Genomic DNA, 16,345 nt, shown 5'->3' on the forward strand with positions numbered 1-16,345 from the left:
CTCCTGACAGCCGAAACGGCGTGCTCGGCCGGCGCATATTCGCAGCAGAGCCGTCTCTTTTTTGACGATGAGACGAACGCGATCGACGGCACTGTGCCCGGCGTACCCGATCGGAGCGCACCGCTTCACTGTACTATGCCAAGGAAGTGAAGGCCGCCGCGGCGCCGCAGGTTGGCGTTTTGCCCGTCATCGGGTAAATCGGCCGCTGCGGAACGGCTTTTGCAATGTCGATTCCTCTGCCCGGGGCGGGCTTCATTTCGGGAATGCTGCTTTTATGATCGCACTGGTCCGTATCGCGCTGAGCCGGCCATATACTTTCGTCGTGCTCGCGATCCTGCTGTTGATTATCGGACCGTTGGCGGCGATGCGCACGCCGACCGACATCTTTCCTGAAATTCGCATCCCCGTGATCGGCGTGGCCTGGCAGTACACCGGCCTGCCGCCGGACCAGATGTCAGGGCGTATCACCACGCCGTTCGAGCGCTCGCTGACCACAACGGTCAACGACATCGAGCATATCGTCGCCAACTCCTATAACGGGTTTGGCATCGTCAAGATCTTCTTCCAGCCCAACGTCGACATCCGCACCGCCAATGCGCAGGTCACCGCGATCTCGCAGACCCTGCTCAAGCAATTGCCGCCGGGGTCGACGCCGCCGCTGATCCTGAACTACAGCGCCTCGACGGTTCCGATCATTCAGGTCGCGCTGTCGGGCGATGGCCTGACCGAGCAGAACCTCGCCGATATCGGCATCAACCAGCTGCGCACGCCGCTGGTCACCGTGCCCGGCGTCGCGATCCCGTACCCGTTCGGCGGCAAGCAGCGCCAGGTCCAGATCGACCTCAATTCGACGGCGCTGCAGGCCCGTGGTCTGTCGGGGCAGGACGTCGCCAACGCGCTCGCCGCGCAGAACCTGATCACGCCGGTCGGCACCCAGAAGATCGGCAGTTTCGAATACACCATCAATCTGAACAACTCGCCGCTCAAGATGGAAGAGCTCGGCGACCTGCCGATCAAGCAGGTCAACGGCGCGATGGTCTATGTGCGCGACGTCGCCACCGTTCGCGACGGCAACCCGCCGCAAACCAACATCGTCCATGTCGACGGCAACCGCTCGGTGCTGATGATGGTGCTGAAGGCCGGCGCGATCTCGACGCTCGATATCATCGCCGGCATCAAGCAGAAGGTGATCGAGGTCAAGGACCAGCTGCCGGACGCGCTCAAGATCGGCTTCATCGGCGACCAGTCGGTGTTCGTCCGCGGCGCGATCACGGGCGTTGCCATCGAAGGCGTGATCGCGGCGCTGCTGACCAGCGTCATGATCCTGCTGTTCCTCGGCAGTTGGCGCTCCACCGTCATCATCGCGGTGTCGATCCCGTTGTCGGTGCTGGGTGCGATCATCATGCTCTCGGCGATCGGCGAGACGCTGAACATCATGACGCTCGGCGGTCTTGCGCTCGCGGTCGGCATCCTCGTCGACGACGCCACGGTGACGATCGAGAACATCAACTACCACCTCGAGCAGGGCAAGCCGGTCGAGCAGTCGATCCTCGATGGCGCCAACCAGATCGTGACGCCGGCCTTTGTCTCGCTGCTCTGTATCTGCATCGTGTTCGTGCCGATGTTCTTCCTGAGCGGCGTCGCGCGCTTCCTGTTCGTGCCGATGGCCGAAGCTGTCATGTTCGCGATGATCTGGTCGTTCATTCTGTCGCGCACCCTGGTGCCGACCATGGCGAAATACCTTTTGCAGCCGCATGTGCATCACGAGGGCGCGCCGCCGAAGTCGCGCAATCCCCTGGTCTGGTTCCAGCGCGGCTTCGAGGCGGGCTTCGAGCGCGTTCGCGGCGGTTATCGCGGCCTGCTCGATATGGCGCTCGGTCATCGCAAGGTGTTCGTCGCCGGCTTCCTCGCGGTCGTGGCGGTGTCGTTCCTGCTGGTGCCGTTCCTCGGCCGCAACTTCTTCCCTGCGGTCGACGCCGGCAACATCCTGATGCATGTCCGCACCCAGGTCGGCACCCGCGTCGAGGAAACCGCCAACCAGATGGCGGATGTCCAGAAGGCCGTCCGCAGGCTGATCCCCGGCGAGATCGAGACCATGACCGACAACATCGGCATGCCGATCTCCAGCATCAACATGACCTACAACAACACCGGCGTGATCGGGCCGCAGGATGCCGACATCCAGATCCGGCTCAAGGAAGGCCACAAGCCGACCGAAGAGCATGTACGCACGCTGCGTGAGCAGTTGCCGCGGTTGTTCCCGGGCACCAGCTTCGCGTTCCTGCCGGCCGACATTGTCAGCCAGATCCTGAACTTCGGCGCGCCGGCACCGATCGATCTGCAGATCCGCGGCGCCAACGTCGACGCCAACTTCGCCTACGCCAACAAGCTGCTGGCGAAGATCAAGCGGATTCCCGGCATTGCCGACGCGCGGATCCAGCAGTCGCCGAACAACCCGACCTTCAACATCGACGTCGACCGCACCCGCGCGCAATATGTCGGCCTGACCGAGCGCGACGTCACCAACTCGCTGGTCGTCAACCTCGCCGGCTCCTCGCAGGTCGCGCCGACCTACTATCTCAATCCCGATAACGGCGTGTCCTATTCGATCGTGATGCAGACGCCGCAATACCAGATCGACTCGCTGAGCGCGCTGCAGACGCTGCCGATCACCGCGACCGGCAACACCCAGGCGCCGATCCTCGGCGGCATCGCTGACATCAAACGCGCGACCTCGAGCGCGGTGGTGTCGCAATACGACATCCAGTCGCTGGTGCAGATCTACGCCACGACGCAGGGCCGCGATCTCGGCGGCGTCGCGACCGACGTGCGCAAGCTGATCGCCGACACCGCCAAGGAGGTGCCGAAGGGCTCCTCCGTGGTGCTGCTCGGTCAGGTGCAGACCATGAACTCGGCCTTCACCGGCCTCTTGTTCGGCCTGCTCGGCGCGGTCGTCCTGATCTACTTCCTGATCGTGGTGAACTTCCAGTCCTGGTCGGATCCGTTCGTGATCATCACGGCGCTGCCCGCAGCACTTGCCGGCATCGTCTGGATGCTGTTCACGACCCAGACCACGCTGTCGGTTCCGGCGCTCACCGGCGCTATCATGTGCATGGGCGTCGCGACCGCCAACAGCGTGCTCGTGATCAGCTTCGCCCGTGAGCGCTATGAGGAACTCGGCGATCCCGTCGCGGCGGCCCTCGAAGCCGGTTTCGTCCGGTTCCGCCCGGTGCTGATGACCGCGCTCGCCATGATCATCGGCATGGCGCCGATGGCGCTGGGGCTCGGCGAGGGCGGCGAGCAGAACGCCCCTCTGGGCCGCGCCGTGATCGGCGGCCTGATCTTCGCCACCTTCGCGACGCTGATGTTTGTTCCCGTGGTATTCAGTATGGTACACAAGAAGCAGGGCGCCAGAGCCGCCGCCTCATCGGAGATTCCGCATGCAGCCCACTGAACAGCGCCCACCGGTGTCCCGCCGGAGATTGGGCATATTCGGCGTGGTTGCATTGGTCGGCGCAGGGCTGATCGTCGGCACCGGGATCCGCGCCCGCGAGGAGCAGGACACCAGGCTGAAGCAATGGACCGATGACCAGGCCGTTCCGACCGTCGCGGTGGCGCTACCCAACGCCAAGGCGCTGAGCCCGACGATAGACCTGCCGGGCCGGCTCGAGGCCTATTCCCGCGCACCGATCTTCGCCCGGGTGTCCGGCTATTTGAAAAACTGGGACGCCGACATCGGGGCCCGCGTCAAGGCCGGCCAGGTGATCGCGGAGATCGAAGCGCCCGACCTCGACCAGCAATTGCTGCAGGCGCGCGCCGATCTCGCCAGCGCCCAGGCCTCGGCCAAGCTTTCAGAGGCCACGCTGACCCGGCGCAAGACGCTGGTCGCCTCGAACTTCGTCTCCGCTCAGGAGATCGACGAGCGCACCGCCGACCTCTCCAACAAGAACGGTGCGGTCAGGTCTGGCCAGGCCAATGTCGAGCGGCTGGAAGCGCTCGCCGGCTACAAGAAGATCACGGCGCCGTTCGATGGCGTGGTCACCTCGCGCGACACCGACGTCGGCGCGCTGATCAATGCCGGCGGTAACTCGGGTCCGGCGATGTTCACGATCTCGGACATCACCAAGCTGCGCGTCTACGTCAACGTGCCGCAGAACTACGTTCCGGCGATCAAGATCGGCGCCAAGGCCTCCTTGGTATTGCCGGATTACCCGAACCGCACCTTCCAGGCGACGGTGGAAGCCTCCTCGCAGGCTGTCGATGTCGCCTCCGGCACCACGCGGATGCAGCTCGGGCTCGACAATTCCTCCGGCGAGCTGATGCCGGGCAGCTATGCCAGCGTGAAGCTCAATTTGCAGCGCGAGGCCGCGCCGCTCAGCATTCCCGCCAGCGCCCTGATCTTCAACAGCAGCGGCCTGCGCGTCGCGACCGTCAGCCCCGATGACAAGGTGCTGTTCAAGACCGTGAAGATCGGTCGCGATCTCGGCAAGGAGATCGAGATCGCCTCGGGCCTCGCGCCTGACGACCGCATCATCACCGCCCCGCCTGATGGACTCGCCGACGGCGATCATGTCCGCGTCACCGGCGCCGGCGCCAAGGGTAAGCCGACGACGGCATCGGAAAAGCAGGATGTGAAGGGGTAGCTTCCCCTTCGTCAGGCCCGGGCTTGTCCCGGGCATCCACGTTTTCCTTTTCTTGGCTAGGCAAAGACGCGGATGGCCGGGACGAGCCCGGCCATGATATGCGGAAAAAGCCTTATCCCACCCGCCATTCCCGCACACCATCGCTCGCCGTGACGATGTCGCCCGTGCTGCCGACCGGCGTGCGGTCGAGGTCCCGCAGATAGGTCAGCGTTGCCGTGTCGCTCGCCGGAATGCGGCCGAGGGTGCGGCGGCCGTCTTCGGTGCGCAGCATTGTGACGCCGTGCTCGACCTCGCCATTGGCGCGATAGATCACGGTGAAGGCTTCGACCTTGCCTTTTCCCGCAGCCTCGGCGGTGAAATCGGGCACGTTGCGGCGGTGGCGGTCCGCCTCCGCCTGCACGCTGGTCTCCTGCTTGAGTGCCGCCGTCGGCGCCGCGCGCGACAGCACGAGGCCATGATGCTTGGTGACGAAGCCGCCTTGGCCGTAGAGCAAGCCGAGCGTGCCGCCGTTGCGCAGCTTGCGCACCATCGCGCAGGCCGAATGCGTCATGTAGGTGTTGAGCGGCGCGCCGAAGAACGTCAGACCGCCGGTCACGGTCGGCTGCACGTCGGCGCCGAGGCCGAGCGTCCGGCGCGCCATCTTCGGCACGCAGGGGAAGCAGCTATAGAGCTCGATCGCGTCGAACTTCCTGCCGTCGCCGCCGACGAGGTCCATCACCGCCTTCAGCACCGCATTCTGCGCGTGGCTCTCGACGAACTGGTCGCGGATCAGATAGTCGCGCGGCTCTTCCGCCGAGGCGCCGCCGAGCGGATAGATCAGTTTGTCCTCGGGCACGCCGGCGGCGCGCGCTTTCGCAAGGCTGGTCAGGATCAGCGCGCCACCCATGTTCACCGTCGGGTTCGCCACCATCAGCTTGGTGTAGGGCCAGGCGATCATCCGGTTGTCCGGCGTCGCGGTCGTGATCTCGTCGCCGGTGAAGCGCTTCTTCAGCCACGAGTTCGGATTGTCGGCGGCAATCCGCGCATAGGTCGACCACAGGTCACCGGACTCCTTCAGCGCCTCGCGCGGCGTCTGGCCCCAATGCGCCGAGGTTGCGGACTCATAGAGCGGATAGACCGTGATCGGCCGGAACACGCCGAGCGCAACGGCCAGCGGCTTCTGGAACGCGGCGCCGCGCTTCGGCTCCTCCACGTCATGCGCGAACGGCGTCCACGGCAGTTCGACGCCGGCGCGCTGCGCCTTGGTCGCGGTCGACTGCGCCTCCGCACCGCAGACCGCGGCAACGCTGCATTCGCCACGCGCGATGCGTTGCGCCGCTTCGTGCAGATAGCGGATCGGGCTCTCGCCGCCGACCGGACCATAATAGAGATGCGCGGGCGCGATGCCGAGCCGCTGCGCCAGCTGCTTTTCGGGATCGCGATAGCGCCAGCTCAGGAAGTTGACGACATCGAGCGACTGCACGTCGGAGAGCAGTTTTGCGCCGCTGTCGGCCTCGGCGCGCTTCAGCGCCTCTTCCAGCAAAGTGAGCGGCTCGAGGCCGGCGGCGATGTCCTTGGGACGATCGACGACCTCGCCGACACCGACGATGACGGGAATGCGGTCTTCGGGGATGCTGTTCGACATTCTTGTTGCTTCACTCTGGGATATTGATTCGGTGGCTAATTGGTCGTCATTGCGAGGAGCGAGGCGACGAAGCAATCCATTCTCCACCCGGGGCGAGATGGATTGCTTCGCTTCGCTCGCAATGACGGCGGTGGCCGTGTCACTTCGCCACCAGCGCGTTCATGTGCTCGACGGCCTCGACGAATTCTTCCTTGAACTCCTGCACCACGGCGCCCGCCGACTTCACGCTGTCGACTAGGCCGACACCCTGGCCGACGAAGTAGCTGACGAGATCGCGCGCCTTCTCGTTGCCGGCGGCAGCGGCGCGGTCGATGGCGTTGAAGGCGTCGCGGCTGATGATGCTTTGCAGCGGCATCGGCAGCGCTCCTGGGCTATCCGGCGAGCGGTCCCAGGCGTCGGTCCACACCGAGCGGAGCTGCCGCGCCGGCTTGCCGGTGCGGCCCTTCGAGCGGATGGCGTCGCGCGAGGACGCCGCGATCATCTTCTCGCGGAATATCTCCGAGGTCTCCGACTCCACCGTTGCAAGCCAAATCGAGCCGGTCCAGGCGCCGGCGGCGCCCATCGCCATGCAGGCCGCCATCTGGCTGCCGGTCATGATGCCGCCGGCGGCGAGCACCGGCACGTCGCGGATCTTCCTGACCGCCTTGATCACCTCGGGGACCAGCACCATGGTCGAGACTTCGCCGCAATGACCGCCGGCCTCAGTGCCCTGCGCGACGAGGATGTCGACGCCGGCTGCGACTTGACGCAGCGCATGTTCCTTGGAGCCGACCAGCGCCGCCACCGGCACACCGTGCTTGCGGCCCATCTCGATCATCGCTCTCGGCGGCACGCCGAGTGCGTTGGCGATCAGCCGGATCGGATGGCGGAACGAGACCTCGAGCAATTGCAGCGCGGTCTCGGCGTCGAACGGCTGCGGCTGGTTGTCGGCGACACTCTGCGCCGTGAGCTCGATGTTGTATTTCTTGAGGAGATTGCGGGTGAAATCGCGATGCTCCTGCGAAACGCGTTTCTCGAGGCTCTTCCAGGTGACGTTCTTCTCACCCGCGGTCGAGATATTTTCGGGGATCAGCACGTCGATGCCGTAGGGCTTGCCGTCGACGTGATCGTCGATCCATTTCAATTCCTGCTCCAGCGTCTCCGGCAGATACCGGGTCGCGCCGAATACGCCGAAGCCGCCGGCGCGGCTGACCGCCGCCACAACGTCGCGGCAATGGCTGAAAGCGAGCAGGGGGAATTCGATTCCCAGCATGTCGCAGATCGGTGATTTCATGGACTGGTTTTCTCCCGGCAGCCGTTTTTTGTGCTTGTTGGCATCAGGCTTCCGCGACGCTAGCGCATCATGGATGGTCAAGCCAAGCCGGTTTCCACTACGGCGATCTTGCGCGGAGGCGCTGCTCTGGCTGCATCCCTCGCGACGCATTCCGCAAGGTAGAAAATGCGAGAGCACGGGCTGGGCAAAGCCGAGCACACCCACCATCTAGTGCGAGCATACGGATGGGCACGACGGTCGCCGGCCCAACCTTTGGAAAAACATTAACCGGGAGCCAACGACGTGACTGACACCTCTGCCTACGAGCCGCCGAAAGTCTGGACCTGGAACAAGGAGAGCGGCGGGCGCTTCGCCAGCATCAACCGGCCGATCGCGGGCCCGACCCATGACAAGGAATTGCCGGTCGGCCGTCATCCGCTGCAGCTCTATTCGCTGGCGACGCCGAACGGCGTCAAGGTCACCGTGATGCTGGAAGAACTGCTGGCGGCGGGCCACAAGGGCGCGGAATACGACGCCTGGCTGATCAAGATCGACGGCAACCAGTTCGGCAGCGGTTTTGTTGCGGTCAATCCGAACTCGAAGATTCCGGCACTGATGGACCGCAGCGGACCGGAGCCGATCCGGGTGTTCGAGTCGGGTTCGATCCTTGTCTGTCTCGCGGAAAAATTCGGCGCGTTCCTGCCCACTGATGTGAAGACCCGCGCCGAAACCTTCTCCTGGCTGTTCTGGCAGATGGGCTCGGCGCCGTATCTCGGCGGTGGCTTCGGGCATTTCTATGCCTATGCGCCGACCAAGATCGAATACGCCATCGACCGCTTTGCGATGGAGGTGAAGCGCCAGCTCGACGTGCTCGACCGCAGGCTCGCCGACAACGAATATCTCGCGGGCGACGTCTACACCATCGCCGACATGGCGGTGTGGCCGTGGTATGGCGGTCTGGCCAAGGGCCTGCTCTATGGCGGCGGCGAATTCCTCTCGGTGCAGGATTACAAGAACGTGCAGCGCTGGACCGATGCGATCGCAGCACGGCCCGCGGTGAAGCGTGGCCGCATGGTCAACCGCACCTGGGGCGAGCCGTCGAGCCAGCTCCACGAGCGGCATGACGCCGGCGATTTCGAGACCAGGACGCAGGACAAGATCGGCGAGCCGGCGGCGTCTTGATTGCGCAATAGCTGCGTAGGGTGGATTAGCGAAGCGTAATCCGCCGTCGTGTGCGGACAAATTGGCGGGTTACGCCTTCGGCTAACCCGCCCTACAATCTACGCATCACCCCAACAAATCGTCATACTCCGGATGCTTCTTCATGAAGCCCTGGATGAATTCGCATTTCACGACGAGCTTGATGTGCTGCGCGCGTACGGCGTCGAGCGTCGCGCGGGCGAGCTTCGAGCCGATGCCGCGGCCGCCGAGCTCCGCCGGCACCTCGGTGTGCACAAGCGTGATCGCATCCGGCGTCTTGCGGTAGACCACAAAGGCGGTGGCGCCATCGACGGCGAGTTCGAACCGGCTCTGTGCCGGGTTGTCGCGGAATGCTTCACTCATTGTCTTATCCTCGTTATTTCTTCCTTGCGCCCTCGGCCGCGGGAAACACCACGCGGTCGTCGGTGCGGCAGTAGCGGTCGGCGAACATGCGGCCGATCGGGTGGTAGCGCTCCATATGAACGCGCATCGCATCACGATCCCACAATTCATCGCGGATGTGGAAGTGGATGCCTTCGCCCATGATCAGCTGGCGGTCGCCGTTGACGTCGATCAGCTTCCAGGTCTTGCACTCCATCGCGAACGGCGCATCGGCAAGTCGCGGCACCGCGATCTTGCTGGAGGGCGCGAGCTTCAGGCCGAGATAATCGGGCTCGCCGATCTCGGGCGGGAAATCGCCCGAGGTCTCGTGCATCGCGCGCGCCAAGGGCTCGTCGGTGAGGTTGACCACGAACTCACCCAGGCGCTGGATATTGACCAGGGTGTCCTTCTCGCGGCCGTCGGGCCTGCGGTTGACCGCGAACATGCAGAGCGGCGGATCCTCGCAGAACACGTTGAAGAACGAGAACGGCGCCGCGTTGACCACGCCGTCGGCGCCGAGGCTCGTCACCCAGGCGATCGGCCGCGGCAGCACGAAAGAGGTCAGCACCTTGTAGCGTTCGCGCTGACTTAGGTCGCTCGGGGAATATTCCATGGGGTGTCCGAAAACGTGGAGCGGGTTAGCGAAAGCGTAACCCGCCGCCGGCCGTTCGGAAAGCAAAAGGCGGGTTACGCTTGCGCGAACCCGCCTTGCAGACTTGCTTCCTCATCACGCCCCGCGAAGAGCGGGGAGTGGGGGCGCATCAACTACGTCATGCTCAGTTCGTGGCGGCCGACCACCATCCAGTGCACTTCGTCCGGACCGTCGGCGAAGCGCAGATGGCGGACGTCCTGGTACATTTCGCCGAGCGGGGACCACTGCGAGATGCCGGTGGCGCCGTGCATCTGGATCGCCTGGTCGATCACCTTGCAGGCGCGCTCGGGAACCATGGCCTTGACCATCGAGACCCAGACGCGGGCTTCCTTGTTGCCGAGCACGTCCATCGCCTTGGCGGCCTTCAACACCATCAGCCGCATCGCTTCGATCTCGCAGCGGGCCTGGGCGATGATCTGCAGGTTGCCGCCGAGATGGGCGATCTTCTTGCCGAACGCTTCGCGGGTCAGGCCGCGCTGCACCATCATGTCGAGCGCCTTCTCGGCCTTGCCGATGGTGCGCATGCAGTGATGGATGCGGCCGGGGCCAAGGCGGACCTGCGAGATCTCGAAGCCGCGGCCTTCGCCGAGCAGCATGTTGTCCTTCGGCACCTTCACATTGTTGAAGCGCAGATGCATGTGGCCGCGCGGCGCATGGTCATGGCCGAACACGTGCATCGGGCCCAGGATCTCGACGCCGGGGGTGTCGATCGGCACCAGGATCTGCGACTGCTGCTTGCTCGGCGCCGCATCGGGACTGGTCTTCACCATCACGATCATGATCTTGCAGCGCGGATCGCCGGCGCCGGAGATGTAATACTTCTCGCCGTTGATCACCCACTCGTCGCCGACCAGCTTTGCGGACGTCGAGATGTTCTTGGCGTCGGAGGAGGCGACGTTCGGCTCGGTCATCGCATAGGCCGAGCGGATCTCGCCGTTGAGCAGCGGCTTCAGCCACTTCTCCTTCTGCGCCTTGGTGCCGACGCGCTCCAGCACTTCCATGTTGCCGGTGTCGGGGGCCGAGCAGTTCATCGTCTCGGACGCGAGCGGGCTCTTGCCGAGCTCGGCGGCGATATAGGCGTAGTCGAGGTTGTTGAGGCCGTCGCCGGTTTCGGCGTCGGGCAGGAAGAAGTTCCAGAGGCCGACTTCCTTTGCCTTGTCCTTGGCCTTCTGCAGGATCGCGAGCTGCTCGTCCGTGAAGCTCCAGCGGTTGGTCTTCTTCTCGCCGGCGCGATAGAACTCGACCGACATCGGGTCGACGGTGTCGCGGATGAACTGCTTCACATGGTCGTAGAGCGGGCGGACCTTGTCCGACATGCGGAGGTCGTTGAGCTCGTCGCCCGGATTGAGCGTGTAGTTCGTGGTGCGCGGCACATAGGCATGCTTCATTATCGTTTCTCCCGTCGCGAAGGCGCGTTCGCGGCGGACAATAAGCGCGTGCGGCGCGAAGCGCGAGTACCGATTTTCCTGATGTCTCTACCGCATCGCGGAATTTCGCGACGGCGTTTCAAACGTTGTTTGAACGCCGTCGCGGACAGCGTGAAAACGTCCGGCGGACGCCGGTTAGGTCATCCGATGCATCGCGCAGATCTTGTTGCCGTCGAGGTCACGCAGATAGGCGAGGTAGAGCTTGATGCCGCTGCCCTCGCGCACGCCCGGCGGATCTTCGCAGGGCTTGCCGCCATTGGCGACGCCGGCCGCGTGCCAGGCATGGACTTGTTCCGGCGAAGAGCAGGCAAAGCCGATCGTGCCGCCATTGGCGTGCGTGGCCGGCTCGCCGTTGATCGGCTTGGAAACCATGAAAATGCCGGCCTTGGTGAGGTACATAATGCGGTGACCGTCGACCCGGGCCGGCCGGACATCGAGCGTGCCGAGCAGCGCATCATAAAACGCCTTGGCCTTGTCCAGATCGTTGGTGCCAACCATCACGTGCGAAAACATCTGAAATATCCTCCCTGTTGTCGACGAAAGCCACTTTTGTCACGTGCCTGCCGCTCGAACGCTTAGCAGCAGTTTCGCCGCGACGGAAGCGACGCGGCGTCGCGTGCGGTTCTGAAGCGGACCGATCTCGTCATTCCGGGGCGAGCGAAGCGAGAGCCCGGAATCCATCAAGCCGCGGCGTCGGTGGATGAATGGATTCCGGGCTCGCGCCAAAAGGCGCGCCCCGGAATGACGAGGGGGAGATACCCTGATCACTGAGTTGCCCGACAGCGGGAGAGGGACAAGTAAACGCAAGACTCGGACGCAGCAGCGCCGCGAGGATGCGGATGTATGACCCACAGAACGTGCAACACACTCAGTGTCGTCCTGGCGAAAGCCAGGGGACCCATTACCCCAAATCTCAATTGTTGCGCGACGCTGGAGCCACGATCCCGTTCATTAGCAAATTCGGTGGCTATGGGTCCTGGCTTTCGCCAGGACGACAGTTGTGGACGTGGCGGTCGCGGTACCCTCAGAACGCCGTGTACCCACCATCGATCACGAAGCAATCAGCCGTATGATAGGACGACGCCTTGCTCATGAGGTAGACGGCGATGCCGCCGAAGTCGCTGGGCTCGCCGAAGCGGCGCACCGGGATGCGCGGCATCACATTGGCGACGAACTTGTCGTTGGCCATGATGCCGGCGGTCATGTCGCTCTTGATCCAGCCGGGCAGGATCGCATTCGCGGTGACGCCATGGCGGGCAAGCTCGACTCCGAGCGCGCGGCACAGCGCGTTCAGCGCGGCCTTGGTGCCGGCATAGTGCTCGTTGCGTGCGGTGCCGAACAGCGAGGCGAGGCTCGAGGTCGCGACCAGCCGGCCGAACTTGTCGCCGGCCTCGGCGCGCTCGGTCATGTGACGTGCCGCAGCCTGGAATACGTGAAACACGCCGTCGAGATTGGTCGCGAACATCTTGCGCCATTCCTCCTCGGTGCGGTCGATGAAGGAGCGGCGTCCGCCGCCGCCGATGCCGGCATTGGCGAAGCAGCCATCGACGCGGCCGAAGGTGTCGAGCGTCGCCTTCATCGCGGTCTTGACCGAGCCGGAATCGCTGACGTCGCAGAATTGGGTTGCGACCTTGCCGGGGCCGGCCTTCATCGAGGCCGCGGCATTGGCGTTTTTTTCCGCGTTGCGGCCCCAGATCGCGACATTGCAGCCGGCGGCGTTGAGCGCCTGCGCGATGCCGAGGCCGATGCCGCCATTGCCGCCGGTGATGACAGCAACGCGGCCGGTGAGATCGAAGATGCCACTCATTGGGGTTTCCATTTGGTTTGGTGCGCGCTAATCACGCGTTCACGGATGGGCTTGCCGCCGACCATGGACAAGCCCGGCACAAAAATCAAATATGGGTCGAAGCATCGACCTACCGCGGTACCCACCGCCGAAGCAACGTAAAGAGGAAACCATGCAGTTCAAGCACGTCACGCTCGACTTCGACGGATCGGTCGCGATCCTCAAACTCGACCATCAGGAAGTCATGAACGCGGTCTCGATCGACATGCTGGGCGGCCTTGCCGAGGCGCTCGATGCGATCGACGACAAGCGCGACGAGGTGCGCTGCCTGGTGATCACGGGCGCCGGCCGCGCCTTCTGCACCGGCGCCAATCTGCAGGGCCGCAACCAGCAGCAGAAGCCCGGCAAGAGCAACGCCGGCGCGGCGCTGGAGACCGCGTTCCATCCGTTCCTGCGCCGATTGCGTAAGCTGCACTGTCCGATCGTGACGGCGGTGAACGGTCCGGCCGCCGGCGCCGGCATGAGCTTCGCACTGATGGGCGACCTCATCCTGTGCGCGCGCTCGTCGTATTTCCTGCAGGCGTTCCGCCGCATCGGCCTGGTGCCGGATTGCGGCTCGACCTGGCTGCTGCCGCGGCTGGTCGGCAAGGCGCGTTCGGTCGAGCTGTCGCTGCTCGGCGAGCGGCTGCCGGCCGAGAAGGCGCTGGAATGGGGGCTCGTCAACCGCGTCTATGACGACGGCGCGCTGATGGAGGAGACCATGAAGCTCGCGCATGATCTCGCCAACGGCCCGACGGTCGCGCTGTCGCTGATCCGCAAACTCTATTGGGACAGCCCGGAAAACACCCTTGAGGATCAGCTCAATCTGGAATTCGAGTCGCAGCGGATCGCGGGCCGCGCCGAGGATTTCAAGGAAGGCGTCACCGCGTTCCTCGAGAAGCGGCCGGCGAAGTTCACGGGCAAATGATCGAGACCGAACTCACCCGCTGCGTCGCCTCGTTTCATCCTGGCGCGACCGGCGTCACCGGCGCGGCAAAACTATCCGGCGGCGCCAGCCAGGAGACCTGGACGTTCGACATCGTGCACCCGAACGGCAATGTCGGCGCGATCCTGCGCCGCGCACCGCCGGGTTACGGTGCGGCGCCCGGCCGCGCCGCCGGCCTCGATGCCGAGGCGACGCTGATGCAGCTCGCGCATGACGCGGGCCTGCCGTCGCCGAAGGTGATGCATGTGCTGACGCCGGAGGACGGCCTTGGCCGCGGCTTCATCATGGCGCGGGTCGAGGGCGAGACTATCGCGCGGAAAATTTTGCGTGACGAGGAATTTGCCAAGGCGCGGCCGCTTCTTGCCCGCCAGCTCGGCCGTGTCATCGCCGGCATTCATGGCCTGCCGCAAGCAAAACTGCCGCAGCTGCGTAGCCTGACCGCGACCAGGGAGATCGAGGATCTCGCTCGCGAGTATCACAGCTTCAACTGGCCGCGGCCGGTGTTCGAGCTGGCGCTGCGCTGGCTGCGCGATCACGATCCCGGTCCGTCGTCCGAGGTGACGCTGGTGCATGGTGATTTCCGTCACGGCAATCTGATCATCGGCTCCGACGGGGTGCGCGCGGTGCTCGACTGGGAGCTCGCGCATACCGGCGATCCCATGGAGGATCTCGGCTGGATCTGCGTCAACTCCTGGCGCTTCGGCGAGATCGACAAGCCGGTCGGCGGCTTCGGCTCCCGCGAGGACCTGTTCGCCGGCTACGCGGAGGCCGGCCGCAAGGTCGACCCCGATCGCGTGATGTTCTGGGAAGTGATGGGCACGCTGCGCTGGGGCGTGATGTGCTGCGGCATGATGCAGCGCTTCCGCCTGGGCCCCGATCACTCGATGGAGCGCGCGATGATCGGGCGCCGCGCGTCGGAGACCGAGATCGATCTGCTGCGGTTGCTAGCTCCGCGAGGAAAGTAAGATGCAGGACGAACCGACACCCACCGAACTGATCAAGGCCGTCGCCGATTTCCTGCGCAACGAGATCGCACCCGCGATCAAGGGGCACAATAGCTTCAAGCTGCGCGTCGGCATCAACGCGCTCGATCTGGTGACGCGGCAGCTCGCGCTTGCCGAGGCTGGCGATGCGACCGAGGCCGCACGGCTGAAGGCGCTGCTCGACACGGACGGCACGCTGATGGAGCTGAACCGCGCGCTCTCGGAGAAGATCGCAGGCGGCGAGGTTGATCTGAAGACACCCGGGCTATCCGAGCATCTCTGGCAGACCACGATGGACAAGCTCGCGGTCGATCAGCCGAACTACGCGTCGTACAAGAGGGAACTCGGAAAGTAGGATGGGTTTCGTTGCGCGCTAGCCATCCTAGCCAGTGTCATTCCGGGGCGCCGCAAAGCGGCGAGCCCGGAATCCATACTCACGATCGTGGTTATGAATTCCGGGCTCGATGCTGCGCATCGCCCCGGAATGACGGGAGAGGGGATTAGCTTACCGCCCTACCCACTTCGGCGGGCGCTTCTCCGAAAATGCCTTCGGGCCCTCGATGTAATCCTGCGAGGCGGCCATCGCCTTCACCGCCGGATACTCGCGCTGTTCGGCCAGCGCCTGTTCCAGTGAGACTTCGAGGCCCTTCTGGATCGCCTGCTTGGAGGCGCGGATCGACATCGGCGAGTTCTTGGCTATGGTCTCGGCCCAGCGCTCGGCGGCGGCGAGCGCTTCGCCCTGTGGCACCACCTCGTTGACGAAGCCGAGCTCGAGCCCTTCCTTGGCGCTGACATGGCGCGCGGTCAGGATCATGCCCATGGCGCGCTTCAGACCGATCTGGCGCGGCAAGCGGTGGACTCCGCCGGCGAGCGCGGCGAGGCCGACGCGCGGCTCGGGCAGGGCGAAGGTGGCATTCTCGGAAGCGATGATCAGGTCGCAGGCCAGCGCGATCTCGAACCCGCCGCCCATTGCGACGCCATTGACGGCGGCGATGATCGGCTTGTCACAGTCGAAGCGGCTGGTAAGGCCGGCAAAGCCACCCTTGTCCCAGCCGCGCTTGCCGCCGGCGGCCTGCCATTTCAGGTCGTTGCCGGCGCAGAACGCCTTGTCGCCGGCGCCGGTGACGATCGCGACCCACTGCTCGGGATCGGCGGAGAAGTCGTCGAACACCTTGTTGAGCTCGAAATGCGCGTCGATATGCAGCGCGTTGTAAACCTCGGGCCGCGACAGCGTCACGATGGTGATGGGACCCTTGCGCGTCACCCTGGAGAATTTCAGATCCATGTTTGCTCCCGTCGATTTTCTGCGGCGAAGAATATGGCTGATATCCTACCGCCTGCGCCTCGTTCCGTGCCATCCAATTACGCAACGCGACCGCGCGCGCAAGCGTCGCCGGCCTGCTTGACTTGGC

14 protein-coding genes are annotated in these 16,345 nt (G+C 64.6%); 6 read left to right on the top strand and 8 right to left on the bottom strand.

What is annotated here, in order from left to right; genetic code table 11:
- The first annotated feature begins 274 nt into the window (after positions 1 to 274).
- Positions 275 to 3,454, top strand: coding sequence for an efflux RND transporter permease subunit (locus ACVIGA_RS34340; RefSeq protein ID WP_456669501.1), 3,180 nt, complete (start codon positions 275 to 277; stop codon positions 3,452 to 3,454).
- Complete coding sequence (locus ACVIGA_RS34345) at positions 3,441 to 4,643, top strand: efflux RND transporter periplasmic adaptor subunit (RefSeq protein ID WP_223970756.1); 1,203 nt, start codon at positions 3,441 to 3,443, stop codon at positions 4,641 to 4,643. Before ACVIGA_RS34340 ends, ACVIGA_RS34345 begins: the two co-directional genes overlap by 14 nt.
- A 112-nt stretch (positions 4,644 to 4,755) precedes the next feature.
- On the opposite strand, the gene ACVIGA_RS34350 is transcribed toward ACVIGA_RS34345, so the two are convergent.
- Entirely contained in the window at positions 4,756 to 6,267 is a 1,512-nt protein-coding gene (locus ACVIGA_RS34350) for an acetyl-CoA acetyltransferase (RefSeq protein WP_456669502.1), read from the bottom strand.
- A gap of 139 nt (positions 6,268 to 6,406) precedes the next feature.
- Positions 6,407 to 7,540, bottom strand: a complete 1,134-nt coding sequence (locus ACVIGA_RS34355) for a nitronate monooxygenase (RefSeq protein ID WP_456669503.1) — start codon at positions 7,538 to 7,540, stop codon at positions 6,407 to 6,409.
- A gap of 282 nt (positions 7,541 to 7,822) precedes the next feature.
- Between ACVIGA_RS34355 and yghU the strand changes: the two genes are divergently transcribed.
- On the top strand, positions 7,823 to 8,701 hold the full coding sequence (gene yghU / locus ACVIGA_RS34360) for a glutathione-dependent disulfide-bond oxidoreductase (RefSeq protein WP_456669504.1): 879 nt from the start codon (positions 7,823 to 7,825) through the stop codon (positions 8,699 to 8,701).
- Between the two features lie 105 nt (positions 8,702 to 8,806).
- Here the strand turns inward: yghU and ACVIGA_RS34365 are convergent, their stop codons facing one another.
- The 5 genes from ACVIGA_RS34365 to ACVIGA_RS34385 all read right to left on the bottom strand — a co-directional run bounded on the left by ACVIGA_RS34365 (position 8,807) and on the right by ACVIGA_RS34385 (position 12,986).
- Complete coding sequence (locus tag ACVIGA_RS34365) at positions 8,807 to 9,082, bottom strand: GNAT family N-acetyltransferase (protein WP_456669505.1); 276 nt, start codon at positions 9,080 to 9,082, stop codon at positions 8,807 to 8,809.
- A 13-nt stretch (positions 9,083 to 9,095) separates the two neighbouring features.
- Positions 9,096 to 9,713: a flavin reductase family protein gene (locus tag ACVIGA_RS34370; protein WP_456669506.1), complete on the bottom strand. Its 618-nt coding sequence runs from the start codon at positions 9,711 to 9,713 to the stop codon at positions 9,096 to 9,098.
- Between the two features lie 152 nt (positions 9,714 to 9,865).
- Positions 9,866 to 11,143, bottom strand: a complete 1,278-nt coding sequence (locus tag ACVIGA_RS34375; protein WP_456670949.1) for an acyl-CoA dehydrogenase family protein — start codon at positions 11,141 to 11,143, stop codon at positions 9,866 to 9,868.
- Positions 11,144 to 11,314: 171 nt separating this feature from the next.
- Positions 11,315 to 11,692, bottom strand: a complete 378-nt coding sequence (locus ACVIGA_RS34380; protein WP_420970222.1) for a VOC family protein — start codon at positions 11,690 to 11,692, stop codon at positions 11,315 to 11,317.
- A gap of 511 nt (positions 11,693 to 12,203) precedes the next feature.
- A complete protein-coding gene (locus tag ACVIGA_RS34385) occupies positions 12,204 to 12,986 on the bottom strand; it encodes an SDR family NAD(P)-dependent oxidoreductase (protein ID WP_456669507.1) in 783 nt (260 codons plus the stop codon).
- Positions 12,987 to 13,137: 151 nt separating this feature from the next.
- On the opposite strand from ACVIGA_RS34385, the gene ACVIGA_RS34390 reads away from it, so the two are divergent.
- Genes ACVIGA_RS34390 through ACVIGA_RS34400 form a run of 3 tightly spaced genes read left to right on the top strand, consistent with a single transcriptional unit; the run spans position 13,138 to position 15,288 of the window.
- The gene (locus tag ACVIGA_RS34390; protein ID WP_456669508.1) at positions 13,138 to 13,932 is read left to right on the top strand and encodes an enoyl-CoA hydratase/isomerase; all 795 of its coding nucleotides are present in this window, start codon (positions 13,138 to 13,140) and stop codon (positions 13,930 to 13,932) included.
- Complete coding sequence (locus tag ACVIGA_RS34395) at positions 13,929 to 14,915, top strand: phosphotransferase family protein (protein WP_456669509.1); 987 nt, start codon at positions 13,929 to 13,931, stop codon at positions 14,913 to 14,915. Before ACVIGA_RS34390 ends, ACVIGA_RS34395 begins: the two co-directional genes overlap by 4 nt.
- 1 nt (position 14,916) lies before the next feature.
- Complete coding sequence (locus ACVIGA_RS34400; protein ID WP_456669510.1) at positions 14,917 to 15,288, top strand: DUF6285 domain-containing protein; 372 nt, start codon at positions 14,917 to 14,919, stop codon at positions 15,286 to 15,288.
- A gap of 150 nt (positions 15,289 to 15,438) precedes the next feature.
- Here the strand turns inward: ACVIGA_RS34400 and ACVIGA_RS34405 are convergent, their stop codons facing one another.
- Entirely contained in the window at positions 15,439 to 16,218 is a 780-nt protein-coding gene (locus ACVIGA_RS34405; RefSeq protein ID WP_456669511.1) for an enoyl-CoA hydratase-related protein, read from the bottom strand.
- Positions 16,219 to 16,345 lie beyond the last annotated feature (127 nt).

The organism is Bradyrhizobium sp. USDA 3240 (genome assembly GCF_054063295.1).